21 protein-coding genes and 1 riboswitch are annotated in these 25,035 nt (G+C 41.0%); of the genes, 9 read left to right on the forward strand and 12 right to left on the reverse strand.

The genetic code is table 11. The annotated features are described in order from the left end of the window. Positions 1-89: 89 nt before the first annotated feature. Positions 90-1,022, forward strand: coding sequence for a GTPase Era (gene era, locus ACKI39_RS10875; RefSeq protein WP_318691408.1), 933 nt, complete (start codon positions 90-92; stop codon positions 1,020-1,022). Between the two features lie 82 nt (positions 1,023-1,104). Here the strand turns inward: era and ACKI39_RS10880 are convergent, their stop codons facing one another. Next, positions 1,105-2,535, reverse strand: coding sequence for an alanine/glycine:cation symporter family protein (locus ACKI39_RS10880; protein WP_407400438.1), 1,431 nt, complete (start codon positions 2,533-2,535; stop codon positions 1,105-1,107). 73 nt (positions 2,536-2,608) lie between these two features. Then, positions 2,609-2,705: riboswitch (glycine riboswitch) on the reverse strand. 184 nt (positions 2,706-2,889) lie between these two features. Here ACKI39_RS10880 and ACKI39_RS10885 point away from each other — a divergent pair. Both ACKI39_RS10885 and ACKI39_RS10890 read left to right on the forward strand, forming a co-directional pair. Further along, positions 2,890-3,159 carry a hypothetical protein gene (locus tag ACKI39_RS10885; protein ID WP_407400440.1) on the forward strand — a complete coding sequence of 90 codons (270 nt, stop codon included), beginning with the start codon at positions 2,890-2,892 and terminating at the stop codon, positions 3,157-3,159. Between the two features lie 48 nt (positions 3,160-3,207). Then, positions 3,208-5,124: a hydratase gene (locus ACKI39_RS10890; protein ID WP_407400442.1), complete on the forward strand. Its 1,917-nt coding sequence runs from the start codon at positions 3,208-3,210 to the stop codon at positions 5,122-5,124. 69 nt (positions 5,125-5,193) lie between these two features. On the opposite strand, the gene ACKI39_RS10895 is transcribed toward ACKI39_RS10890, so the two are convergent. From ACKI39_RS10895 to polA, 5 genes are all read right to left on the reverse strand, one after another. Further along, positions 5,194-6,600 (reverse strand): AMP-binding protein, encoded by a 1,407-nt coding sequence (locus ACKI39_RS10895; protein WP_407400444.1) that lies wholly within the window; start codon positions 6,598-6,600, stop codon positions 5,194-5,196. Between the two features lie 138 nt (positions 6,601-6,738). After that, positions 6,739-7,224 carry a Cys-tRNA(Pro) deacylase gene (gene ybaK / locus ACKI39_RS10900; RefSeq protein ID WP_318691403.1) on the reverse strand — a complete coding sequence of 162 codons (486 nt, stop codon included), beginning with the start codon at positions 7,222-7,224 and terminating at the stop codon, positions 6,739-6,741. Between the two features lie 66 nt (positions 7,225-7,290). Further along, on the reverse strand, positions 7,291-8,211 hold the full coding sequence (locus tag ACKI39_RS10905) for an SPOR domain-containing protein (RefSeq protein ID WP_407400447.1): 921 nt from the start codon (positions 8,209-8,211) through the stop codon (positions 7,291-7,293). An 85-nt stretch (positions 8,212-8,296) separates the two neighbouring features. Continuing rightward, the gene (locus ACKI39_RS10910) at positions 8,297-8,920 is read right to left on the reverse strand and encodes a dephospho-CoA kinase (RefSeq protein ID WP_407400449.1); all 624 of its coding nucleotides are present in this window, start codon (positions 8,918-8,920) and stop codon (positions 8,297-8,299) included. Then, a complete protein-coding gene (polA, locus tag ACKI39_RS10915) occupies positions 8,920-11,703 on the reverse strand; it encodes a DNA polymerase I (protein ID WP_407400451.1) in 2,784 nt (927 codons plus the stop codon). The genes ACKI39_RS10910 and polA overlap by 1 nt, the downstream gene beginning before the upstream one ends. Before the next feature lie 56 nt (positions 11,704-11,759). Between polA and ACKI39_RS10920 the strand changes: the two genes are divergently transcribed. After that, positions 11,760-12,845 carry an endonuclease/exonuclease/phosphatase family protein gene (locus tag ACKI39_RS10920; RefSeq protein WP_407400453.1) on the forward strand — a complete coding sequence of 362 codons (1,086 nt, stop codon included), beginning with the start codon at positions 11,760-11,762 and terminating at the stop codon, positions 12,843-12,845. Positions 12,846-12,877: 32 nt separating this feature from the next. On the opposite strand, the gene ettA is transcribed toward ACKI39_RS10920, so the two are convergent. Beyond that, positions 12,878-14,620, reverse strand: coding sequence for an energy-dependent translational throttle protein EttA (gene ettA / locus ACKI39_RS10925; RefSeq protein WP_318691398.1), 1,743 nt, complete (start codon positions 14,618-14,620; stop codon positions 12,878-12,880). A gap of 129 nt (positions 14,621-14,749) precedes the next feature. Between ettA and ACKI39_RS10930 the strand changes: the two genes are divergently transcribed. Beyond that, complete coding sequence (locus tag ACKI39_RS10930) at positions 14,750-15,169, forward strand: hypothetical protein (protein WP_407400455.1); 420 nt, start codon at positions 14,750-14,752, stop codon at positions 15,167-15,169. Here ACKI39_RS10930 and ACKI39_RS10935 read toward each other — a convergent pair. The 3 genes from ACKI39_RS10935 to creD are packed head-to-tail and all read right to left on the reverse strand — an operon-like array spanning position 15,146 to position 18,710. After that, positions 15,146-16,756, reverse strand: a complete 1,611-nt coding sequence (locus ACKI39_RS10935; protein ID WP_407400457.1) for an ATP-binding protein — start codon at positions 16,754-16,756, stop codon at positions 15,146-15,148. The two genes, ACKI39_RS10930 and ACKI39_RS10935, sit on opposite strands and share 24 nt — an antisense overlap. A gap of 3 nt (positions 16,757-16,759) precedes the next feature. Beyond that, positions 16,760-17,458 (reverse strand): response regulator transcription factor, encoded by a 699-nt coding sequence (locus tag ACKI39_RS10940; protein WP_407400459.1) that lies wholly within the window; start codon positions 17,456-17,458, stop codon positions 16,760-16,762. Next, positions 17,439-18,710 (reverse strand): cell envelope integrity protein CreD, encoded by a 1,272-nt coding sequence (gene creD, locus ACKI39_RS10945; protein ID WP_407400461.1) that lies wholly within the window; start codon positions 18,708-18,710, stop codon positions 17,439-17,441. The genes ACKI39_RS10940 and creD overlap by 20 nt, the downstream gene beginning before the upstream one ends. A 166-nt stretch (positions 18,711-18,876) precedes the next feature. Between creD and ACKI39_RS10950 the strand changes: the two genes are divergently transcribed. From ACKI39_RS10950 to mnmL, 3 genes are read left to right on the forward strand one after another with little or no spacing between them, the layout of a single operon-like run. After that, entirely contained in the window at positions 18,877-19,854 is a 978-nt protein-coding gene (locus ACKI39_RS10950) for a radical SAM protein (RefSeq protein WP_407400463.1), read from the forward strand. A gap of 5 nt (positions 19,855-19,859) precedes the next feature. Further along, entirely contained in the window at positions 19,860-20,840 is a 981-nt protein-coding gene (locus ACKI39_RS10955) for a DNA-methyltransferase (protein WP_407400465.1), read from the forward strand. Then, the gene (mnmL, locus tag ACKI39_RS10960; protein ID WP_407400467.1) at positions 20,840-21,745 is read left to right on the forward strand and encodes a tRNA modification radical SAM protein MnmL/YtqA; all 906 of its coding nucleotides are present in this window, start codon (positions 20,840-20,842) and stop codon (positions 21,743-21,745) included. The genes ACKI39_RS10955 and mnmL overlap by 1 nt, the downstream gene beginning before the upstream one ends. Position 21,746: 1 nt before the next feature. Here the strand turns inward: mnmL and ACKI39_RS10965 are convergent, their stop codons facing one another. After that, positions 21,747-23,672 (reverse strand): substrate-binding and GGDEF domain-containing protein, encoded by a 1,926-nt coding sequence (locus ACKI39_RS10965; RefSeq protein WP_407400469.1) that lies wholly within the window; start codon positions 23,670-23,672, stop codon positions 21,747-21,749. A gap of 161 nt (positions 23,673-23,833) precedes the next feature. Here ACKI39_RS10965 and gap point away from each other — a divergent pair, with 161 nt between their 5' ends. Continuing rightward, the gene (gene gap / locus ACKI39_RS10970) at positions 23,834-24,865 is read left to right on the forward strand and encodes a type I glyceraldehyde-3-phosphate dehydrogenase (RefSeq protein ID WP_407400471.1); all 1,032 of its coding nucleotides are present in this window, start codon (positions 23,834-23,836) and stop codon (positions 24,863-24,865) included. 61 nt (positions 24,866-24,926) lie between these two features. Here gap and ACKI39_RS10975 read toward each other — a convergent pair. After that, positions 24,927-25,035, reverse strand: a 109-nt coding sequence (locus tag ACKI39_RS10975) for an IS3 family transposase (protein WP_407396682.1), incomplete at its 5' end; no start/stop codon positions are given.

The raw sequence follows: 25,035 nt of genomic DNA on the forward strand, positions 1-25,035 counted from the left end.
CATAATTCTTAATTCATAATTCTTAATTCATAATTCATAATTCTCAGCTTCCCATAGATTACAATCAATATATATTGTAAAGTGTGATCATGAACGAAACAGAAAATCTTGAAGAAGAATACACAGTAGAACCTGCAGGACCTAAGACCGCCCTCGTTTCAATTGTCGGCCGCCCTAGTGCAGGCAAAAGCACATTTTTGAACACTGCTACACAGGAAACGGTCAGCATCGTAAGTGCAGTTCCACAGACAACAAGAAATGCAATCCGCGGAATCGTGAACACTTCCATAGGACAGCTGGTTTTCATAGATACACCAGGGCTCCATTTGAGCGAAAAGAAATTCAATTTAAAGCTTACAGCCATTGCAGAAGAAAACATCAAGGATAGCGACGAAATCCTCTATATTTTGGACAGTACCCGAGATCACACAGACGAAGAAGAAATGATTGCAAAACTTGTGGCTCCATTTACAAAGAAGCTTGTGGTAGCAATAAACAAGATAGAAGATCCGCTTGCAAAACCTGAAAATTCCCGTGCTTTTGTTCACCGTACATTGCCCGATTTACCAGACAGCAGAATCGTTGAAATGAGCGCAAAGGAAGACAAAGGCGTAAACGATGTCCTAACAGCCCTATACGACATGGCAGAAGAAGCACCACACCTCTACCCAGAAGAATACTACACTGACCAGGAAGTGGAATTCCGTATTGCAGAAATAATCCGCGGAGAAGCAATCAACCGCCTTGAACAGGAACTACCTCATGCAATCTATGTAAACATCAAGAACATGGAAATGGCAAAGGCAAACCTTCTTAAAGTAAGGGCTGAAATCTGCGTTGAGCGTGACAGCCAGAAAGGCATCGTCATCGGCAAGGGTGCTCAGATGATAAAGACCATCCGAGTTGAATCAATAAAAACCGCAAGAAAAATTTTCCCTTATCGCGTGGACATCGAACTTAATGTTTCCGTGGACAAGAACTGGAGACAGAAAGACCATGTGCTCAACAAGCTGGTGAAATAAGTATTCAAAAAATAATTTAAAACGATAAAGCCTGTCAGTCCATTCAGATTGACAGGCTTTCTTTATTTACAAGTCATTCCAATTAAAGTTTTGGAAATCTATCAAAGTAAGACTTTGTTTCCTTTGCAACAACACCTGCAAGAACAATCAAAGCCACACAGTTAGGAATTGCCATGAGACCGTTGAAGATGTCGGCAATTGTAAATACTGCGTTTACAGTGAAGTAAGGTCCGATAAGAACTGCGAGGATGTAAAGCCATCTGAAGCCCTTTACGATTCCCATCTTTCCGCCTGTAAGATATTCAAGACACTTTTCTGAGTAGTAGTCCCATCCAAGGATTGTCGTGAATGCAAAGAATGCAAGACAGAGCATAAGGAGGAACTGAACTGAATGTCCGTCACCACCGAGAACCTTGTTGAATGAAGCAGCTGTAAGTGCAACACCCTTAAGGTTTTCTGGATTTTCCCAGATTCCGTTTGTCATGCCACCGATAACAATTGCAAGACCAGTCATTGTACAAACGATAAGTGTATCGATTACTGTACCTGTCATGTTTACGAGACCCTGTTCAACAGGTTCGTTTGTCTGAACTGGAGCTGCTGCAATTGGAGCAGAACCGAGACCAGCTTCGTTAGAGAAGATACCACGTGCAATACCCTTCTGCATTGAATCAGTAACCTGCTTGAGGACATAACCACATGCACCACCAGCGAGAGCCTTGAAACCGAATGCGCTCTTGAAGATAAGAACGAATGCGGCAGGAATGTGTGTTGCATTCATGATGAGAACTGAAAGGCCCAGGAAGATGTAGATGATTGCCATTGCTGGAACAACCTTTTCTGCAACCTTAGAAATGCGCTTGAGTCCACCGAGAACAACGAGGGCAACACATGCTGTAACGATGAGGCCACCAATTACTGTAGCATAAGTATAATCTGTTCCAAAAAGGGAGAAAGCAATGTGCTTGGCTTCTGGGTCGATGGCATTGTTAACGGCAGAAGTGATACCGTTGATCTGTGTCATTGTACCGATACCCATGAGACCTGCGAGAGCTCCGAATACTGCGAAGAGAACTGCGAGCCACTTCCACTTTGCTCCCATACCCTTTTCGATTGTATAGAATGGACCACCAAGGATGTGTCCGTCTTCCTTTACTTCGCGATACTTGATTGCGAGCATACATTCAGCATACTTTGTTGCTGTACCAAGAATTGCTGCAAACCACATCCAGAAAAGGGCACCAGGACCACCAGCTGCGATGGCAGTTGCAACACCGACGATGTTACCAGTACCGATTGTTGCTGAAAGAGCTGTACACAATGCAGAGAAACCTGAAAGTTCTCCTGCTCCTTCATTCTTCTTGAAGATACCCTTGAAGGCGCGTCCGAGCTTTGAAAACTGGATTCCGCGTGCGGCAATTGTAAGGATAAGACCAGTTGCCAGAATCAGGATGATAGTTGGAAGACCCCAAACAACATCATCAATCTGATTTAAAATTGAATCGAAAGACATAAGCGTGTCCTTTAAAAAAGATAAGAGCTGATCAATTCAATCAGCTCTCCAGAAAGTAATAAGACAGTAAAATTCCTATTCGTCTGTCCTTTTTGCCTGAGATATCGGCTCTAATAGCCTTAACCCTTCGGCGCCCGGCTTCATTGCAGGGACTCTCCAGAGAATCTGAACACTGCAACGCAAAGCTCAGATTTTTTTATGATATTGTATAAATTGAAAAAAAGCAACGAAAATCAATTGAACATGGATTTTATCGCTACTGAAGCACCGAAAGTTACAATATGATACCGTTGTTTTTTAGCACAAAAATATCTATAATATCGAAACTTTTTTATTTGAGGTCGAGGTAACACTATGATTAAACTTTGGGAAACAGGAGCATTCCTTGAAAACGGAAAGCTTGTTCCACAGGCTGAATTCAAAGGTGCTGCAAAGGAAGACGCAGCAAAGAACACAATGGCTTATTCAATTCTCCAGAAGCACAACACTTCAGGGGATGCAGCAAAGCTTAAGATCAAGTTTGACAAGATCACATCACACGACATTACTTACGTTGGAATCATTCAGACAGCACGCGCTTCTGGTCTTGAAAAGTTTCCTCTTCCATATGTTCTTACAAACTGACACAACTCACTTTGCGCAGTAGGCGGAACAATCAACGACGACGACCACATGTTCGGTTTGACATGTGCACAGAAATACGGCGGAATCTACGTTCCTCCACACCAGGCAGTCATCCACCAGTACGCACGCGAAATGATGGCAACCTGTGGCGGCATGATCCTCGGTTCAGACAGCCACACACGCTACGGTGCCCTCGGAACAATGGCAATCGGTGAAGGCGGTGGTGAACTTGCAAAGCAGCTTCTTGGAAAGACATACGATGTAAACATGCCTGGAGTTGTTGCAGTATACATGACAGGAACTCCACGCCCAGGTGTTGGACCTCAGGACGTTGCAATCGCAATCATCGGTGCAGTTTTCAACAACGGATACGTTAAGAACAAGGTAATGGAATTCGTAGGACCAGGCGTTGCAAACCTCAGCGCAGAATTCCGCATCGGCATCGATGTTATGACAACAGAAACAACCTGTCTTTCTTCAATCTGGACAACAGATGAAAAGATCCGTGAATTCTACGCACTCCACGGACGTGAAAATGACTACTCAAAGGTTGAACCAAATGGCGTTGCATACTATGACGGCGTAATCGAAGTTGACCTTGATAAAATCGAACCGATGATTGCCCTTCCATTCCACCCAAGCAACGCATACACAATCGACTTCGTAAACAAGAACCTTAAGGATGTTCTCCACGAAACAGAAGAAAGAGCAAAGGTTTCTTTCGGTGACAAGGTAAACTTCAACCTTACAAACAAGATCATTGATGGAAAACTTTATGTTGACCAGGGTGTCATCGCAGGTTGTGCAGGCGGTAGCTACGAAAACATCGTTGCAGCAGCAGACATCCTCAAGGGAAAGAACACTGGCAGCGACAAGTTCTACCTTTCAGTTTACCCAGCATCTACACCAATCTACATGGACCTCATGAAGAACGGTGCAGCAGTTGAACTCATGAAGGCAGGTGCAATCATCAAGACAGCATTCTGCGGACCATGTTTCGGTGCAGGCGACACACCAGCCAACGGTGCCCTTTCTATCCGTCACTCAACAAGAAACTTCCCTAACCGCGAAGGTTCAAAGATCCAGAACGGACAGATTTCTTCTGTTGCCCTTATGGATGCACGCTCAATCGCAGCTACAGCCGCAAACAAGGGATTCCTTACAGCAGCAACAGACTTTGACAAGGATTACTCAAACAAGAAGTACTTCTTTGACAAGACAATCTATGAAACACGCATCTACGACAGCAAGGGTGTTGCACATCCAGAACAGGAAATCCAGTTTGGTCCAAACATCAAGGACTGGCCACAGATGGAAGCTCTCGGCGACAACCTCCTCGTAAAGGTAGTTTCAGAAATCCACGATCCTGTTACAACAACAGATGAACTCATTCCTTCAGGCGAAACATCTTCATTCCGCTCTAACCCACTCGGTCTTGCTGAATTCACACTCAGCCGCAAGGATCCAGCTTATGTTGGACGCGCTAAGGCTGTTCGTGACAGAGCAGACGATGTTAAGGCAGAAATCACTAATGTTTGTGCAGCACTTAATGTAAAGGAAAGCGACGTTCAGGTTGGTTCTACAATCTACGCTGTAAAGCCAGGTGACGGTTCTGCACGCGAACAGGCAGCATCTTGCCAGAGAGTTCTCGGTGCTTCTGCAAACATCGCCTGCGAATATGCAACAAAGCGCTACCGTTCCAACCTTATGAACTGGGGTATGCTCCCATTCCTCTACAAGAGCGGAGACCAGGCAGCAACAGAAAAGCTTCCATTCGCAAACGGCGACTGGGTTTACATTCCAAATGTAAAGAAGCAGGTTGCAGAAAAGGCAGATTCATATAAGGCTTATGCAGTAAATGCTTCAGGCAAGGTTACAGAATTTGAACTTACAACAGGAGACATGACAGACGACGAACGCAAGATCATTCTTGCAGGCTGTCTCATCAATTTCTACAAATCATAATCAATAATCATAAAAAAATGAAGGGCTGTCCTTGTCGGACAGCCCTTCATTTTCCCCCTTAATCCATCACTAGATGTTTTTTGGATCCTTTAATGCATTACGGTCAAGTTTTCCATTTGCATTTACAGGCAATACATCAAGCTTTACAAAAGAATTTGGAAGCATATACGACGGCAGTTTCTTTTTGATTTCATCCGAAAGCATCTGTTCCGTAACAGAATCATCTGCCACATAGAATCCACACATATAGGTGTTACCCTTATTGTTCTGGAAATCCTTAACAACTGCATCGGTTACACCAGGTACTCCTTTCATGACCATTTCAATTTCACCAGGTTCAATTCTCTGTCCGTTGATTTTAATCATCCAGTCCTTGCGGTTGAGATAGATGATCATTCCATCAGGAAGTCTCTTACCAAGGTCTCCTGTCTTATACATCCATTCATTGCCATCTCTATCCTTAAACGGATTCTTAACTTTTACGCGGTCCGTCTGTTCTTTAAGTCCAATATATTCCTTAAGGAAGCGGCCTGTAAGACATATTTCTCCAGTTTCTGCTTCGTTGCCATTTTCATCAAGAATATAGGCACCATCCATCATCAAAGGACGACCACATGGAGTATTGTCATAAAGCTTATCTATTTCAAAAGTAACAACCGTCGCACATGTTTCCGTCATTCCATAGCAGTTTACAATTTTGAATTTATCGGAATAGACTTTGGTAACCTTTTCAGAACCTGTAATAACCATCTTAAGATCATTACCGATAGGCTTGAAAATTTTAAGAACACGAGGAGGCATGAAGGTATAGCTGATTTTATTTTCAGCAAGGAATTCAGGAAGCTTTCTTGGATTCTTAACGATTGCCATTGGAGTAATCACCGTTGTCCAAGCCCTGCACAAAACAGTAAGATACATCCAAACACCTGCAATAAAAGTAAATGGAGCAATAAGAGCCGCAATATCATTTCCCATATGCTCAGGCATATAGACTGAACGGATTACAGCTTCTGCAAGAGATCCCTGGTCATGAAGAACACCTTTTGGTTTTCCTGTGGAACCTGAAGTGTAGGTTGCAATCGTAGCATCATCTTCCGTAAGCTCTGGAATTTCATAATCAGGTTCAATAGACTGAACTTCTTCCATGAACTTCTCATCGATGATTACTTTTACACCCGCATCGTTAATGCTGTAGTCAATTCTTTCCTGAGGATATCCCTGATCAAGAAGAACAAGTTTATAACCATACAAAAGACCTGCCGTCTGAGCGATGAGATATTCCTTATTTCGGCCAAGAAGAACTGCAATACAGTCTCCCTTTGAAAGTCCTTTTGATTTTAAAAGTCCATTTATCTTTGCACAGCATACCGCATATTCAGCAAATGTAAGTTTTTCCGACTCTTCTGGACCATTGAACGCAAGCTTTTCCTTGTTTTCATCGAACACTTTCTTAATCAAAGCACTAATAATAGCCATTTTATTCTCCCTAAAATAATGGTTTTACATATACAGATTTAAAACAAAAATACTGCGGAATTCAGATAATTCCACAGTATTCGACACAAAAAGTTTAAATTAGTTGCAAATATAAAAACAAATTATTTTTTTAACACTTCATTCAAGAACAAGATCAACAACCTCTGCATCGCAGGCTTTCACAAGGTCTGCAGGTGCAAGAGTCAGCTGAATGCCACGCTGACCACCGCTGATGTTAATCTTTTCCTGCGACATGGCAGAACTGTCTATGAAGGTACGGAATTTTCTTTTCATTCCAACAGGAGAACAACCGCCACGAATGTATCCTGTCAAAGCAAGCAGTTCTTCCTGTTTAACGGGAGTAACTTCCTTTGCTCCACAGGCATTTCGAGCTTTCTTTAGGTTTATTTCATGGACAGCACTCTGGCAGAAAACAACAATTTCTTTTGTATCAGTGCGGAAAACGATTGTCTTAAAAACACATTCAGGTGCAACACCAAGCTTTTCAGCAGTTCTTTCCGCGGCACCTTTGGCAAGTTCATGCTCACCATCATCATCATATTCTTTTGCCTCATATGGAATTTTAAGTCCATCAAGGATTCTCATGGCATTTGTTTTTTTCATGGTTAAGGATTATACAAAAAAAAGGGCTGCCATAAAAGACAGCCCTTGGATATTTTCTATGGATATTTATTTTGAAACAGAAGAATTGGTTACGAATGTTCCATTTTTTGCAAACTCAGGAATTTCATCAATGCGCTTCTTCCAATAGTCAGCCTCACCCTTTGTTGTGTAAGGACCGACGCGAAGACGGAAGAAAAGATTTCCTTTTGCATCTGTATGTGTAAACACTTCACACTGAATCTTCTTTTCTTCAAGAGTTGCCTTTGCTTCATCAGCATTTTTCTTTGCGCTGTACGATGCACACTGAACCCAGAACCTATCCGGAACCTTTTCAGTTGAAACAGATGTTGATGCCTTAGCAGCAGTCTTTACAGGAGCAGCTTTCTTCGATGTAGCCGGTGCAGGAGCCTTTGCAACAACAGTAGATTTGTTGCTTGAAGCCTTTGCAACTGGCTTTGGTTCTTCCCTGTATGTATTCTCAACAAGAACTTCATTTGTCTCAACATTGCGTCTTACGGAATTAGTTTCCCTTATGGCAACTTCCGCAGCATTGTTTTTTGCTGTTACAGCAGAAGCCTTCACTGCTGGAGAATTGTCAGCAGGCTCATTGTTAAGATCAATTGTCGCAGGACCGTCTGCACCGATTGTATAGACATTTGTATTGCCTGTTGCAATGACCGTCATATTTTCAATCTGTGTAGTTCCTTCAACAGGAGAAGCCATTGAATTTGTTACTGAAGGAATTTCTGTCACAGGCTCTTCCTTCTTTTCTTCAACAGGACTTGATACAGAATTATTTGCAAGGAAATCTTCCCTTCTGCTCTGAGCAACATCAGGAGACATCCATACAGTGCCTTTTTCATTCTGAACTATGGCAGTGGTATCCTTCTTTGCATCTCTAGAATGTTTGAATGCAGCTGTACCGATAACAACCGATAAAAATAATCCAGCGGCAAGTACAATCCAAATTGTTCTTTTCTGTTCCATAATTTTATCCCCTACCGACGGTCAAACTTCAAAATCATAAGCATCGGTATCCATACATAGATTATCGGAACATAAAAATTATAAATTAGCGATTAGTAAACAGAAATTGTATTTTTTTTAGCAGCCGTTTTTCACTTCCGAAATTGCTTATTTTTTCAATCTTTATTCTACTACCTGACACAGCTTTCTTATAGGCTGAATACAGACCTCTTTGGCTTCTGAATCTTGCAAAAATCTGACCTAAAGCCATCCCGTCACGTTTTTTTGCACGCCACAAACGAATGAACCAGGGACAATGCACATAGACAACCAGATCCATCCTTCTTATCAAAGGAATCTTAAAAAGCACCGTTGCATTTACAATTACATTCTTATCCTTATTTTCTTCTATAAAATCCTCAATGATTGAAGTAATTTCCGGATAGACAATTGATTCCTGCTTTGCAACAAGTTCGTCATTTCCAAAAATAAGGGCACCAAGGTTTCTGCGAATTATGTTTCCATTATCATCAGCAAGCCGAATCCCTTTTTGTCGTGCTAATTCTCCAAAAGTTTCAAGGATTTTATCCTTTGAATTTTCCACTGCCTTATGACCAACAACATCAGCATCGATGGAAACAAATGATTTTCCATTGAGCTCCTGTTTTTCAAGAAGTGAAGAAACAAAATTTTTTCCTGCAGCCATTGGACCTGTAACGCAGAATACCATCAGTGGAATTCTCCCCAGTTTCTGCCATATTCAATGCTCACCCTGAGAGGAACATTGAGGGCAAAGGCATTTTCCATTTCAGACTGAATGAGCTCAACTGCTTTCTTTATCTCTGATTCATCATCAGGACATTCAAATATAAGTTCATCGTGAACCTGAAGAAGCATCTTAAGAGGACTTCCTGTTTCCTTAATTTTTGCAGCCACATTGATCATTGCAGTCTTTACAATATCTGCCGCACTACCCTGGATCGGGGTATTGATCGCAATTCTTTCGGCTCCCTGAAGAACCATTTTGTTTGAGGACCTGATTTCTGGAATATATCGGCGGCGACCAGTTATTGTTTCTACATAACCATTGGTCTTTGCATTTTCTTTTGTATCGTCCAGAAATTTCTTAACGGAACTGTAAGTCATGAAATATTGTTCGATGAAATTCTTAGCTTCCGTCCTGCTGATGTTAAGTTCATTGGCAAGACGGAAAGCACTCATTCCATACATGACTCCAAAGTTGACAGTCTTTGCAAAGCGACGCTGTTCGGGAGTAACTTCATCAGGAGTCTTGTTGTAAACAAGAGCTGCTGTAGACTTATGAACATCTATGCCGTTGATAAATGCACTGCTTAAATTTTTGTCGCCACTAAGATGAGCAAGCACTACAAGTTCAATCTGAGAATAGTCAGCGGAAATCAAAACCTTGCCAGACATTGCTGTAAAAGCAGACCTGATTCTTCTACCTGCATCATCCCGAACAGGAATATTCTGAAGATTTGGATCACGGCTTGAAAGTCGTCCTGTTGCAGTTCCTGTCTGAAGGAATGATGTATGTATTCTTCCGTTTTTGTCAGCAAGAACTGGAAGTGCTTCTACATAAGTTGATTGAAGCTTAGTGTATGAACGGTAATCAAGAATTGCCTTTGGAAGAGGATCATCAGTTGTTTCCGCAAGTTCCTCTAAGACGGCAGTATCCGTGCTGTAACCGGTTTTTGTTTTCTTTGCAGTCTTAAAGCCTTTTTCTTCAAATAAAACTGTCTGAAGCTGTTTGGTGGAAGCTATGTTGAACTCATGACCTGCAAGACCGTGGATTTCCTTTTCTTTATCTTCAATAAGTCTAGCAAGCTCAACACTGTATTCTTTAAGTGCATTTTTATCAAGATGAATTCCTTCAAGCTCCATATCGACAAGGATAGGAAGAACTTTCATCTCCATCTCATAAAGATCAGCAAGTTTCCTTTCCTTAATCTGACCAGCGAAAACATCATATAGCTGGAACGTAAAGTCGCTGTCTTCTGCTCCATATTCTGCAGCCTGTTCAAGAGGTACATCAGCAAATGTCTGCCCCTTCTTTACAAGATCTTTGAATTCAATTCCCTTAAGACCGAGCTTTGTTTCCCCAAGATACTCAAGACTGAACGGAGACTTGCCCGAAGCACCTGGATTCAAAAGCCACGCTGCAATCATTGTATCGAATATTCTGCAGTTAAATTCCTTTTCCATTCCATTGGATTTTAAAATCTCAATGTCGAATTTTCCATTGTGCATCACAACCGTAACTTTTGGATTGCAGAAAATTTTTTCAAGTTCCTTAAGGCAATCTTTTTTTGAAATAGTAGGAGGTGCAAACATTCCGCCAGCAAGAACAACAGGAACATAGATTCCCTCACCCTTTTTATGGCAAAGACTGAAGCCTACAAGATTTGCTTTATAGGTCTCAAGACCATCAGTTTCAGTATCAAAGGCAATTACCTTTTCTTTCGAAGACAAAAAGCTGTCGACAAAATCCGTAAAATCAGAAAGAACAGTAACCGCCCTGTAATTCCCCTTGTTCTGCTTTACCTCTGCTGCAACTTCTTCCTGAGGAAGTTCCTTGGTTTCCGCAGAAGGTTTATTTTCGGCGGGCAGCTCTTTTGCAGAATCATAAGCCTTGGCAGCAGCATAGGCACCGTATTTTGAAAGGGCTTTTGCACAGGCTGAAAAATCATTTGTTGCTGTAGAAAATTTCTCAAAATCAATTTCAACAGGAACATCATCAACAAGTTTAATCAGTTCCTTTGATTTTCCAGCATTGTCCCAGTCTGCACGAATTTTTTCACCCAGCGCACCCTTGATTTCGTCACGATGTTCACCGATTCCATCAAGGGATCCATATTCATTCAATAATTTAAGAGCAGTCTTTTCACCAACGCCTTTGACTCCAGGAACATTGTCAGCACTGTCACCAACAAGTGAAAGGTAGTCCAAAATAAGGTCAGGTCCTATTCCCCACTTTGCCTTGACTTCTTCAACACCCATGGTATCCCATCCGCCGTTTGCCTTGTCTGGCTGCATTTCCTTACAGGTTTCAGTCACCAGCTGAAGAAGATCCTTGTCACCGCTTAAAATGCGACATTCGCGGTTTTCTTCTGCGCACTTTCTTGCAACGGTAGCAATAATATCGTCAGCTTCATAGGTATCAGCACGAAGAACTGGAACACCAAAGGCTTCAAGAATTTCTTCAATCCACGGAACCTGAGCGTGAAGATCTTCTGGAGTTTTTTCTCTGTTTGCCTTGTACTCAGGAAACATTTCATGACGGAAGGTCTTTGTCCTGGAATCAAAGGCTGCGGCAAGATAGCCTGGCTTATATTTATCGAGAAGTGCTTTCAGGTTTCTGAAGAATATTACTACGGCGCTGATGTTCTCTCCCTTTGAATTTGTAAGAGGATGATTCATCAATGCAAAATATGCTCTATAGATGAGACCGTAGGAATCAAGAATGTAAACTGTGTTTTCGTTATTGCTCATATCCAATAGTATACAACAAATTAATTTTCCTTTACACTGTATCAAAGGGGATATAAATGTCAAAATTATTTTTAAAAGTCATCATGCCAGTTCTGGTTATATTTCTGCTGACGCTCATTTTCTATCTTTTATATTTGATTCTTTCATACCACAGAATTCCAGACGCAATTAAACTCAGCGAAGAAGGTCTTGCAGACAATGAAAAAGTCGCAATAGGAAAACAATACCGAATAACCTCTTCAAATGTTGGATTCGGAGCCTATTCACAGGATTTTTCTTTTTTTATGGACGGAGGAAAATACAGCTGGGCATATTCCAAGGAAGAAGTGATCAAGAACATAACAGGTTCAACAGATACCATATTGAATAAAAAAGCAGACTTCATGCTTTTTCAGGAAGTTGATTTTGAAAGCACAAGATCACATCATGTTGATGAAAGAAAAATAATTTCTGACAGATTGAACGAAAAATCAGGGCTGTCCATCAATACTGTCTTTGCACAGAACTACGACAGTGCGTTTCTTTTCTGGCCTCTGACACAACCCCACGGAGCAAACAAATCAGGCATTTTGACAGCAACAGGTTTCAGGTGTTTTGATTCAATAAGAAGGTCATTTCCGATTGAAACGGGGCTTTCAAAATTTCTGGATCTCGACCGCTGCTTCATGAAAACCCACATCGAAACAGAAAACGGAAAAAACCTTGTCCTTTACAACACCCACATGAGTGCATACACAACGAACGCTGAAACAAGCACCCGACAGATTGAAATGCTGAACGATGACATGATGGAAGAATACAGAAAGGGAAACTACATCCTGTGCGGTGGAGACTTAAACAGAGAAGTACTGGAAGGAATGTCAAAATATTTCGGATTTGAGTCCAACGGCTTAAACTGGACCAAGACATTTCCTTCTGAAAAACTGGATGCCCATCTTAAACTCGTACCACCTGTAAATCTTGAACATCCAATTCCTACAGTCCGAGATACAAAAGAACCATGGAACGGAAAAAACTTCGTAACCGTAATCGATGGATTCATCGTATCTGATAATGTAGAAGTTATTTCAGCAGATGTAATCGATAATGATTTTAAATTCAGCGACCACAATCCAATCTACATGGATTTCATCCTAAAATAAAAAAGAGCCCGCGATGCAGGCTCTCAGCATTTCTAGCGTGTAAGCTTTCTGTAAACAGTCTTGTGAGGGATTTCACTGTCCTCACCAAGTTCCTTCTTCTTCCATTCAACGTATTCAGACCAGTTGCCTTCAAACCAGCGAACTTCCGAATTGTTTTCGTATGCAAGAATATGTGTACAGATACGGTCAAGGAAGTAGCGGTCATGGCTGATAACCATTACACATCCAGCAAAGTTCTGGATTGCTTCTTCCAATGAACGGGTTGTTGCAATATCAAGGTCGTTTGTAGGTTCGTCAAGGAGAAGGACATTTCCAGATTCCTTGAACATCATTCCCATATTGAGACGATTCTTTTCACCACCTGAAAGGACGCTGATCTTTTTGTTCTGTTCTGCACCGTTGAAGTTGAACCATGAACAGTAAGCATGGGAATTGACCTCGCGGAGCATACCGTTAACAGGCTTCCCCTTTTCATCAACTGCTCCAAGCTTGATCAGATCGAGTCCGTCGGAAAGCATTTCATAGACAGTCTTATTGTCATCAAGCTTGCTTCTCATCTGGTCAACATACACAAGCTTTACTGTTTCACCGATCTTGAATGAACCGCTGTCAGGCTTTTCACCGTTTGCATTGTCACCGTAAGCATCGGCAAGCATCTTGAAAAGTGTTGTTTTACCTGCACCGTTAGGACCAACGATACCAACTACAGCACCAGCTGGAACTGCAAAGTCAAGGTTCTCAAAAAGAAGTTTGTCGCCGTAAGACTTTGTAAGTCCGTGAGCTTCGATTACGAGTGAACCAAGGCGAGGACCTGCAGGAATTGAAATCTGAGTATCCTTAAGCTGAACGCGCTTGCTTTCTTCTGCAAGGAGAGCTTCATACTTTGTAATGTGTTCCTTGTGCTTTGCCTGGCGTCCTTTTGCACCTGCGTGAATCCATTCCAATTCTTCCTGCATTTCACGGTGACGCTGGGATGCCTGCTTTTCTTCAAGAGCCATTCTCTTTTCTTTTGCTTCAAGCCATTCAGTATAGTTGCCCTTGAATGGATATCCTTCACCGCGGTCCATTTCAAGAATCCATCCTGCTACATTGTCAAGGAAGTAGCGGTCATGGGTGATGGCAATGATCGTTCCCTTGTAGTCACGAAGATGGCGTTCAAGCCATGCGATTGTTTCTGCATCAAGGTGGTTTGTAGGTTCATCAAGGAGAAGAATGTCAGGCTGCTGCAAAAGAAGGCGGCAAAGTGCAACACGGCGGCGTTCACCACCAGAAAGCACATCCACAACCTGGTCTGCAGGAGGACAACGGAGGGCATCCATGGCAAGCTCAAGGTTTGCGTCAAGGTTCCATGCGTCTGCGGCATCAAGTTTTTCCTGAAGTTCTGCCTGACGAGCGCAAAGCTTGTCAAAGTCTGCATCTGGATTTCCAAATTCTTCATTAACCTTATCGAATTCTTCAAGAAGGTCTGTAATTGGCTTAACACCTTCCTTTACGATTTCCATAACTGTCTTGCCTGGTTCAAGGTATGGTTCCTGTTCAAGATATCCCATTGTGAATCCAGGAAGAAGCTGTGTTTCACCTGTATAATCTGTATCGCGACCTGCAAGAATCTTAAAAAGAGAAGATTTACCTGCACCGTTTTCACCAATGACACCGATCTTTGCACCATAGTAATAAGAGATGCTGATGTCCTTCAATACAACTTTTGTTCCGTATGCTCTCGAAACGCGATCCATTGTGTAAATAATTTTCTTGTCGTCTACTGTCTTAGCCATAACGCAATTATACAGGAAAACTCAAGTAAATAGAATAGGAGCTGCAACCGTCCTACACCATTATAAAAAGGCATAAAGTTGACACATTGACGCCACATTTTCAACATCTTCTTTTTTTAGACTTAAACCATGAAAACAGCAACAATCATTTTCATAGGATTCATTCTGTTCACCACGGCAGTCTACAGCAGTAAAAAAAAGACGGAAGATCAGTTTAAAGTTATCGAATCAAATGAACAGCTTGCGGCATTCATAACAAAAGACAGATCCTATTTAATTCTAGACAACACCAATAAAAAAATCATAAGGACGGAATCAAAATATCAATTCTTCAGAAGAATTTCCTATATCACAAAAAACACATCAATTTCTGAAATTTCAATTTACGCAGAAGGAAACACATCGCCAGTAAGTTTTTTTGATGATCTTCTTGAAGATTCAACCATCGCCGAGGAAATAAGCTTTGACACCAAAGGCAATGAATTTTATGTAAGAATAAAATTTCTTGAACACCCGTCAGAAGAATTAAATTTCAGAATCTGCATGTAGAACAACAACAAAGCTTGCACCACCAAGCTCTTTGCTTTCACCGACTGAAATTTCACCACCCATTGCATCCACGATGGCTTTTACAGTGGAAAGCCCAAGTCCAGTATGAGATGATTTTTCAGTTTCTGGTCGATTTGAATAGAATCTATTGAATATCTTCATTCTTTCAGATTCAGGCACACCAGATCCATTATCCTCAACAGAAATATGAATTCCATTGTTTTTTATATCGATGTTAAGGCGCACCACAGTTCCAAATCCTGCCGCATTGGAAAGAAGATTATCAAGCATCCGTTCCATATAGGATTCAGGAAATTCTAAAGTAAAATCTTTCGTGCAATTACCTGTAAATTCAAATGAAACATTTCTAAATGCGAGACGGCATTGTTCAATCATGTTGCAGGCAAGCATATGAAGATTAACCTTCTGCAATACAACCTGCCCTCCGCCATCGATTTTAGTGATATTGCGCACTCCAGTTAAAAGATTTTGAATATGATTGACTTCTTCATCAATAGCTTCTATAAAACTATTTCTTTCCTCTTTTTCCAAATCTGGATCAGATAGAATTTCCGTACAGGAACGGATTGCCGCCAAAGGGTTTTTAAATTCATGGGATACATCGCTTGCAAAGCTTTCTATAAAATCAATCCTGTTTTTCAACCGTTCAACAAGAAAAGCAAGGGAACGGGAAAGCTCTCCTATTTCATCCTGTCTTGCCCTGCCAGTAAATTCCGTACTAATGACATGGCCTTTTCTATCGGCGCAGTTTGCAGACTGTTCAGCAAGTTTTCTAAGCGGACGGCTGATTCTGAATCCTAAAAAAACAGCAATGAGAAAAACAGCCAAAAGGGACCATAAGAAATTTTTTCCAAGATCAAGTCTTAGTTCATAAAGATTCTGAAGGATTCTATAGGTCGAACGGCTGACAAGGACAACTCCACTAACCTTATCCCCATTCAAAATAGGAACGGCAGAATACAAGGTAACGCTTGCCTGTCCTTCTGAAATTCTTGTTGCAGCGCCATATTTCCCAGCCAATGCTGAACGAAGTTCATTTCCATCAAACATTGAGCGGTTTGCATAATAATCTTTTGTACCTTGAACAGGAGGACGAAAATATTTTCTGTAGATTCTCACAGGCATAGAAAGCATACGGTAGACAAAAGAGTCATTTGCAGAAGCAGTCGTAATGGAAGAATCAAGTTCATCGGTTCCATCCCGTTTTTTTGATGAAGGTTCCATTTCAGATTCAAAGGAATCGTCAGCATTTAACACAGCAGAATCCGCAAGAAGCCTAAGATTTTCATCAAGGATTCTTATTCTTGCATCAAACCTGCCATTCATGGCAAGCAGAAGTTTCTTTGCGTTTTTATAATCCAGTTCCTGACCATCCAGACTTGCAGAGACAAGTCTTGCCTGCTGAACATTGGATTTTTCAGTCTGCTCAAGAAGCTGTTTTTCATAGGTCTTCAATGCCATTACAGATGCAATGGGTACGAATGCTATGATCACAAGAAAAATTGAAATCTGAATGCTGATGGGAATGTTGAACGGGATTCTGAATGCCTTGAATTTTCTTTTCATTTCTTATTCCGTAAACCTGTAGCCTAAACCATAAACTGTTTCTATTTTTTCAGAACCAATCTTTTTTCTCAACCGCTTTATATGACAATCTATGGCTCTATCGTTCACAAAATTATCCTCTGGAAAGGCTGCATTTATAAGCTGTTCCCTCGTCAGGACGGCACCTTTACGATTAACAAAAAGTTCTATAAGACGAAATTCAGTAACTGTAAGAACAAGGGGTCTGTCCCCTATGAAAGCCGTATAGCTATCGGAATCAACCGTGATTTCATTTGAAGCTATACGATCTTTCAGCCCCTTATCCTCCATTTGAGTAGCATTCACCTTAAGGAAATCATAACGGCGGACCAGAACCTTTATTCTTGCTATAAGCTCCTTGACGGAAAAAGGTTTGCAAAGATAATCATCTGCTCCAAGTTCAAGACCAAGCACCTTGTCAAATTCTTCATCACGACTGGTAAGGAAAATTGCAGGAATTTCTGGATGAATGGCTTTAAATTTCTGAAGGAACATGATTCCATCCATTACTGGCATCATTATATCGAGCACATAGATGTCAGGAACAGTTCCTTCCATAGAAATCAGATCATCATAGGCGAGCTGACCGTTGGAAAACTCAAGCACTTCAAAGCCTTCCTTCTTAAGTGCGGTTCCAACGGCAAGCCTTACGTTCTTTTCATCATCAACAAGTGCTACTCTCAATGTCTTCTTCTTCCGTCAATGTGTTTTTTTTCATTCTACCTAAATTGTCCTTTCTGGTGAAGAACATAAGGACCGCGATAACTACGAATGCAAAAACAGAACCTATCAAAAGAGCATAATCTTCCGACGAAAGTGAAACAAACAGGTATGAATACAGAGCAATAAAGACACCACTCATGGAAAGACCGATCTTTATTCGTCTGGAAATGGAAGCAATATACAGTGATACAAGTATTCCTGATGCAGCTCCTGAAATCATATAAGATGTACCGAAATCAACATGCTCAGAAAGTGCAAGGAGAAGCAAAAAGAAGATTACGCTTGCGGCACCGCTTAAGAGATATTGAACCGAATGAAGCTGCATTCCTGCAAACATTTCAAAAAGGAAAAGCGTGATGAAAGGCACAATGATAAAAAGGAAACCGTAATTGATGGCACGGTAAAGTTTTTTGTAGACATCAACACTTTCAATCAATTCAAATCCAATGCAGTGATAGGAATCAGCCGAAGCGAATGGAATGTTCCATGTGGCAGCAAATCCGTTTTCATCAATATTCTTTTTGCTTGGAAGGAAATCAAAGCCTGTAAATCCTGGAGAAGTCCAATCAGACTTTACATTCAGCGTCATATCCTGAGCATTTACGAACACCTTGAATTTTTCTGCACCACGAATCTTAAGTTCCGTCTCCAAATGAAATTTTCCCTCTGTATAGTAAGTCTTTGAAGCGATTCCATCATTATATAGATAGGTATCACATTTTTTCCCATTGATCATGAATTCAGGATGAGACTGCAAGGAAACATCACCAATCTTAAGAAGGAAATATGCTTTTTCAGGATGATAACTTTTATCAACATCCTTCTTCAAAGTTTCAAGATTAAAATCAGCATTGACTGAAAGCGTACCTGTAAAAACAGGTGAAGTATAAATTCCCAATTGTCTAATTTCAGTTGAAATCACTGAATCGACATTTACCTTATCTGGGTTAAAATAGATGTTTGCAGTGCTTTTTTTTGTTTTTTTTATTCCGTCATCATAATATATTTCATTGTAATCATATGGAACCACAACATACAGTCCATCCATAGAAAACCGTCCGCCCGCAGCTTTTGAAATGGAATGACAGGCTTCATCTCTGGTTTCTTCCCTATCCTTCAATTTTGAACCGATCATCATGTTTCCAATCAATAAAAGTCCGACAATGACTCCCATTGAAATCAATTTTGCCGTCAATGTGTTTAATTTTTTCATTCTAGTCTCCTTGCAGAACATTCTTTCCTGTCCTGCTTAAGGAAATTGTAAATAAACAATAAGTCAAAAATATGGCAAAATTACGGCAATTATGATTTTTCAGGATGATTAAATAATTAAGCAAAAGCATCTTTTTAAATTTTGCAATTTGTGGTAGACTAGCAACATGAAAAAAAATGGTCCTGGATTCAATCCCGAAGAAATAATATTTTGCCCTACAAGCCTCTGCAATCTAAAATGTGCCCATTGCTTTGTCGAACAGAAAAATTCAAGGCTTGAGTTGAAGGATGCATTGGAGCTTCTTGAAGATTGCGCAAAAAACATAGAGCTATTGAAGGTAGGATTTTCAGGTGGAGAACCGTTCCTGAACCTTGATTTCACAACTGAAATCTGCAGAAAGTCAATAGACCTTGGACTTGTTTTTGACCGTCTCATGACAAACGGAGTCTGGTGGAACGATTCCAAAGAACTTGAAAAGAAGCTTACAGCTGTTTTTGATTCAGGATTTGACGGAAAGATCGGATTAAGCTTTGACAGCTTCCACGGACAGGATGTTGAAAAAATATCCCAGTTCATAAAAACCTGCCACAAAACATTCAATGATAGAAGCTGCGTTGAAATATTGAGTGTAGTTGATGCTGCAGATGTTAAAAAAGATACAGAAAAATTTCTTCTTCAAATTGATGAACTTAAAAATGAAATCGGTTTTTCGAAATCAGCAGTCAAACTGAACCGAAAAAATGGAAGTGGAGCCATACTATTATATGATGATGAAGGCTCGGAGCTTACAATTTTTCGATTTACCCAAAGTTTCATTCCAGACCAAAGCATACAGCTAAATGACGGCAGGTGGTTTTCAGAAGATTACTGCCAATACACGGGAAACGTCCTTTACGTCCATTCCGACGGCAACATTGCTCCCTGCTGCGGATTTGCAAACGAAAAGAAAGAGCTTTTTATAGGAACAGTAAAAGACAATTTTAAAACCCTGATGGAAAATGCCTTACAAAATCCTATGGTGGATGTCTGTTACAACTACGGACTGTTGCAGAAAGCAAAAGAAATGCAAAAAGAAAAACTTCTACCCAAAGGAAAATGCAACGACATGTGCAGTCTCTGTTACTGGATGTGCGGCAAGGAATAAAAGAAATGGAAGACGGTAAAATCAGAGCAGAAAGAAACAGAACCCTTACAGTTTCTCAGGATGAAATTCCAGTTCTAGAAAAATCAATTTATTCTCCAGCATCATTGGGAAAAGATTCTTCAATAGAAGATAAAATTTTCAACGGTGATGTTCTTGAAACCTTAAAACTTATGCCAGATGAATTTGCAGACCTAATCATAATCGATCCGCCATACAATCTTTCAAAGAATTTCAGCGGAACTAAATTCAACGCGATGAAGGATTCTGATTACGAAAGCTATGTTGACTCATGGCTTCCCGAGGTCTGCAGAAAACTAAAACCGAATGGTTCTCTTTATCTATGCGGCGACTGGAAATGCACATCCGCACTCCAGCGCAGTCTTGAAAAAAAACTTACTATATTGAACAGGATAACCTGGCAAAGGGAAAAAGGACGCGGAGCAAAAAGCAACTGGAAGAACGGAATGGAAGACATCTGGTATGCCGTAAAGGATCCAAAAAACTACTACTTTGACATCGAAGCCGTAAAGCAGAAAAGAAAAGTAATAGCACCATACAGGGAAAATGGAAAACCAAAGGACTGGCAGGAAACAGGTGATGGAAATTTCCGACTTACCTATCCTTCAAATTTCTGGGATGATATATCAATTCCATTCTGGTCCATGCCTGAAAACACAGACCATCCAACACAGAAGCCCGAAAAACTTTGCGCAAAACTGATTCTTGCTTCCTGTCCCAATGAAGGACTTGTGTTCGACCCTTTTCTTGGAAGCGGAACAAGCGCAGTGACAGCAAAAAAACTTGGACGACATTACTGTGGAATTGAGCTCAGCAGAGAATACTGCCTGTATTCAGCAAAACGACTTCTCCTTGCTGATAACGACAAAGAAATCCAAGGCTATAGCGACGGCGTTTTCTGGGAAAGGAATTCCCATCCTCAAGGCAACCGCAGCACAGATAAACAGACACAGGGTGAATTGTTTTAATGTCGGAACTTACTCTAAACAGACATTTGCACAGAACATTTGGCTGCAAGGTCTACAAGCTTTCATTAAGCACAGGATGCACATGTCCAAACAGAGACGGTACTATTTCCACTGGAGGTTGTACCTTCTGTTCTTCAGGCGGATCTGGTGAATTCGGGCAGACGGAAGGTTCTATCGAGCAGCAAATACAAAATGCCATAAATAGAATTTCTTCCAAGCTGCCAAAAACAAAGCAGGTAAAATTCATAGCCTACTTTCAATCCTTCTCCAACACTTACGAAACAAAAGAAAAGACTTTTGAAAATCTTTCGGAAATTTTCATGAATGCAATCAGGCATCCTTCAATATGTGCACTTTCCATCGGAACAAGACCTGACTGCATCAGTGACAGAATGATTGATTTCCTTGCAGAACTCAACAAAACAAAACCAGTATGGGTTGAACTTGGTCTCCAGACAATCCATGAAAACACCGCAGAAAAGATAAATCGAGGATACAATCTGCAGGTCTTTGACGGAATCTATAAAAAATTAAAGAAGGCCAGACTAACTGTAATCATCCACACAATTCTCTGGCTGCCTGGCGAAACCAAAGCGATGATGAAAGAAACAGCAGAATACCTTGCAAAACTGGAACCACCTCTGGATGGAATTAAATTTCAGCTGCTTCAAATTCTTCGTGGAACAAAAATGGCAGAAGAATACATAAAAAATCCATGGCCCCTACCGACCATGGATGAATATTGCAGCTTTGTAAAAGAACTTGCTGACCTTATGCCTGAAACGACCGTCCTTCATCGATTAACTGGCGATGGTCCCAAATCACTTCTTGTGGAACCATTATGGTCTGCAAACAAACGTGCCGTCCTCAACGAATTGAAAAAACACTTCAACCTTGAACAGTGATTCAGATCCTACCAACATCCGTCTTCTCTTCATCATGGAATTTTCTTTTTTCCACATACTGCTGTTGATCTGCAAATTTCAGGAGAGAATTCAAGTCGGTCAACTTATTGTCAAATTCTATGGCACCAAGGCTGATGGAAAAATCAAAAGGAAGCTGATATTTTTCTTTAGCCTCTAGACATTTTTGCGCAATGATCTTTTTTACTTCATCAAGCTTGCGCATAGGAAAGCCTGCCGCAACAACAGCAAATTCATCGCCACCCATTCTACCGACGGTATCCGTTGCACGGAAAGCCTTTTTTAGAACTTCTGCCTCCGCTTTGATGGCCTTGTCTCCATATTCATGTCCATAGGTGTCATTGATTCTCTTAAGCCCGTTCATGTCTCCATAGAAAACCACGCCACAGCCTCCAGTAGCCACGGCAATATCGATCTGTTTCTGTCCCTGAATGTCAAAGCCTCGTCTATTCAGGACACCAGTGAGTTCGTCGGTACGAGAAGTCTGTTCAAGCTCATACTTTTCCATCTGAAGCTTAAGATTGTCCACATACTGTGCGGTATATTCATAGGAATTGGCAATAGCATTCGAAAGGGCTTTTGCATAAAGATTGTAGAACACAAGTCCACGTTCACCGATAGAATAGACCATGTAGCCATATTGTTTTTCGCCGTAATAAATCACCTGAGTGATGTAGCTCTCATGGCTGTTTCCAAAAGTTTCTGAAGGCAAGACATGCTCTTCAGGAGAAAAGTAACAATCGCTATAAACCTCACCCACTCCATTTTCATAAACATACTCAAGCTTTACTTTTTCTGGAAACCTGAATGTTCCCCAACGCTTGTAGTATACAGGTTCATCATAGAGGACGACAGCAAAATTCTTTATGTCAACTTCCTTGAGTGTCTTCTGTGTTTTCTTAAGGAACACTTCAAGAGTATCATTGCACTGTATGGAATCAAGAAGATAATAGATAAAGGTATTGTCATAGCCACGAAGAACAAGCTGATTGAGCGCTTCAGTCCTAAGGGTCGTCTTATGCTGGCAAAATTCATAGCCAGTCGAATCCCTTATGACCAATTTTGCAGGCGAAGTAAATTCCTTTGGAGCATCAATTCCATTTGCAACCATCAATGCAGTCATAGCGGCATTGTATCCAAGGTTGAAGTTGTGTGGACTTATCGAAGACAAGGAAGGCTGAACCGCAGCAGACTCGTTGATGTCATCATAACCAAGAACCTTTACCTGCTCAGGAACTTTTATTCCGTGATCCTTGAAAAATGCCATGGCACCCAACGCCATCTGATCATTTGCAGCGACAAAGGTATCAAAGTCAACGCTGCTGCAATCTTTTCCCAATCGCTCCTCAAGTTCCTCATATGCAGAATTCATCGTAAATCTACCATGGAAAACAATCGATTCATCATACTGGAGCCTGAATTTTCCAATGGCTTTTTTGTATGCATTGAACCTCAGCTTAGATTCAACAGAGCTAGTTTTATTGGCAGACATGAAGGCAATTCGTCTTGAACCACAGGTATTAACAAGAAAATCAAAGGCGCTATCAAAGATACTTTCATTATCGGAAAGTATTGCCCAGGAATTCTCTATAGGGAGCTTCTGTGAAAGTGAAATGATCTTTTTATTCTTGAACGGCGCAAGCATTTCCGCAAGCTCCTCAAGGCTATATGAAGAACAGTAGATTCCGCTGAGGACAATGACAACATCAACATCCTTTGCATTGATAAGGCTTGATCCTGCCCAATACTGGTATTCAAAAATACCTTCGTTATATTTCGGATGGCGTACATTGCAGACAAGACAGTCTATCTTTTTCAGGCTGCAATAATTGCAAATGCCATCTATAACCTGTCTTGAATAGTCCGAACAAATCTCTTCCGTCATCACAAGAAATTTCAAGTTCTTCATTCCATACATTTTAATACATTAATTCTTAAATTCAAATCACCCTTATAATTAACATACGGTTATCTTTATACAATTCTTTTAGGATTCGTTTAATTGACATAATATTGTAATAGGAATAAAATATCGCCGATTAGAATAATATTTATTCAAGGAGAATAATTATGGCAGTTAGAGTTGCTATTAATGGTTTCGCGCGCATTGGTCGCTTGGCATTCCGCGAGATGTTTGAAGCTGATGGTTATGAAGTTGTAGCTATCAACGACCTCACAAGCCCAAAGATGCTTGCTCACCTTCTTAAGTACGATACAGCACAGGGTGGCTTCATGGGACGTATCGGTGAAGGAAAGCACACTGTAGAATCTACAGAAGACTCAATCATCGTAGACGGAAAGGAAATCAAGATTTCTGCAGAAAAAGATGCAGCAAACTGTCCATGGGCAGCAAACAAGGTAGACGTTGTTCTCGAATGTACAGGTTTCTACTGTGCTAAGGACAAGGCTTCTGCTCACATCACAGCAGGTGCAAAGAAGGTTGTAATCTCAGCTCCAGCTGGAAACGACCTTCCAACAATCGTTTACAACGTAAACCACAAGACACTTACAAAGAACGACACAGTTATTTCAGCAGCTTCTTGTACAACAAACTGTCTCGCTCCAATGGCTGATGCACTCAACAAGTACGCAGCTATCCAGTCTGGTATCATGTCTACAATCCACGCTTACACTGGAGACCAGATGATTCTCGACGGTCCACAGCGCAAGGGTGACCTCCGCCGTTCACGTGCTGGTGCACAGAACATCGTACCTAACTCAACAGGTGCAGCAAAGGCTATCGGTCTCGTAATCCCAGAACTCAACGGAAAGCTCATTGGTTCAGCACAGCGTGTTCCAACACCAACTGGATCAACAACAATCCTCACAGCAGTTGTAAAGGGTAAGGATGTAACAAAGGAAGGAATCAATGCTGCAATGAAGGCTGCTGCAACAGAATCTTTCGGTTACAACGAAGATGAAATCGTTTCTTCAGACGTTATCGGAATGAAGTTCGGTTCACTCTTTGATGCAACACAGACAATGGTTTCAAAGATCGACGATGACACATACCAGGTACAGGTTGTTTCATGGTACGACAATGAAAACTCTTACACATCACAGATGGTTCGCACAATCAAGTACTTCGCAGAAAACTGCTAAGTTTAAGTGATGTATAAAAAAGGGCTTCTTTGAAGTGCACCCCAATTATTGGACACTTTAACTAGGCTGATTTTAAGGACTGATTCCTAAATTGTAAAGGAGTCAGTCCTTTTAATTTAACCTTGATTCTCTTTTCATTGTACCATTCGAGGTATTCAACCAATTCTTTC

The organism is Treponema sp., from assembly GCF_045641405.1.
GTDB lineage: Bacteria > Spirochaetota > Spirochaetia > Treponematales > Treponemataceae > Treponema_D.

Bases quoted from the DNA above. Each gene is read 5' to 3' on its own strand.
- ACKI39_RS10885 (WP_407400440.1), top strand. From the start codon at position 2,890: ATGATTAAACTTTGGGAAACAGGAGCATTCCTTGAAAACGGAAAGCTT.
- ACKI39_RS10905 (WP_407400447.1), bottom strand. From the start codon at position 8,211: ATGGAACAGAAAAGAACAATTTGGATTGTACTTGCCGCTGGATTATTT.
- ACKI39_RS10910 (WP_407400449.1), bottom strand. From the start codon at position 8,920: ATGGTATTCTGCGTTACAGGTCCAATGGCTGCAGGAAAAAATTTTGTT.
- ACKI39_RS10950 (WP_407400463.1), top strand. From the start codon at position 18,877: ATGAAAAAAAATGGTCCTGGATTCAATCCCGAAGAAATAATATTTTGC.
- mnmL (WP_407400467.1), top strand. From the start codon at position 20,840: ATGTCGGAACTTACTCTAAACAGACATTTGCACAGAACATTTGGCTGC.
- ACKI39_RS10930 (WP_407400455.1), top strand. From the start codon at position 14,750: ATGAAAACAGCAACAATCATTTTCATAGGATTCATTCTGTTCACCACG.
- creD (WP_407400461.1), bottom strand. From the start codon at position 18,710: ATGAAAAAATTAAACACATTGACGGCAAAATTGATTTCAATGGGAGTC.
- ACKI39_RS10935 (WP_407400457.1), bottom strand. From the start codon at position 16,756: ATGAAAAGAAAATTCAAGGCATTCAGAATCCCGTTCAACATTCCCATC.
- ybaK (WP_318691403.1), bottom strand. From the start codon at position 7,224: ATGAAAAAAACAAATGCCATGAGAATCCTTGATGGACTTAAAATTCCA.
- ACKI39_RS10895 (WP_407400444.1), bottom strand. From the start codon at position 6,600: ATGGCTATTATTAGTGCTTTGATTAAGAAAGTGTTCGATGAAAACAAG.
- ACKI39_RS10880 (WP_407400438.1), bottom strand. From the start codon at position 2,535: ATGTCTTTCGATTCAATTTTAAATCAGATTGATGATGTTGTTTGGGGT.
- ACKI39_RS10890 (WP_407400442.1), top strand. From the start codon at position 3,208: ATGTTCGGTTTGACATGTGCACAGAAATACGGCGGAATCTACGTTCCT.
- gap (WP_407400471.1), top strand. From the start codon at position 23,834: ATGGCAGTTAGAGTTGCTATTAATGGTTTCGCGCGCATTGGTCGCTTG.
- polA (WP_407400451.1), bottom strand. From the start codon at position 11,703: ATGAGCAATAACGAAAACACAGTTTACATTCTTGATTCCTACGGTCTC.
- ACKI39_RS10920 (WP_407400453.1), top strand. From the start codon at position 11,760: ATGTCAAAATTATTTTTAAAAGTCATCATGCCAGTTCTGGTTATATTT.
- ACKI39_RS10965 (WP_407400469.1), bottom strand. From the start codon at position 23,672: ATGAAGAACTTGAAATTTCTTGTGATGACGGAAGAGATTTGTTCGGAC.
- ACKI39_RS10955 (WP_407400465.1), top strand. From the start codon at position 19,860: ATGGAAGACGGTAAAATCAGAGCAGAAAGAAACAGAACCCTTACAGTT.
- era (WP_318691408.1), top strand. From the start codon at position 90: ATGAACGAAACAGAAAATCTTGAAGAAGAATACACAGTAGAACCTGCA.
- ettA (WP_318691398.1), bottom strand. From the start codon at position 14,620: ATGGCTAAGACAGTAGACGACAAGAAAATTATTTACACAATGGATCGC.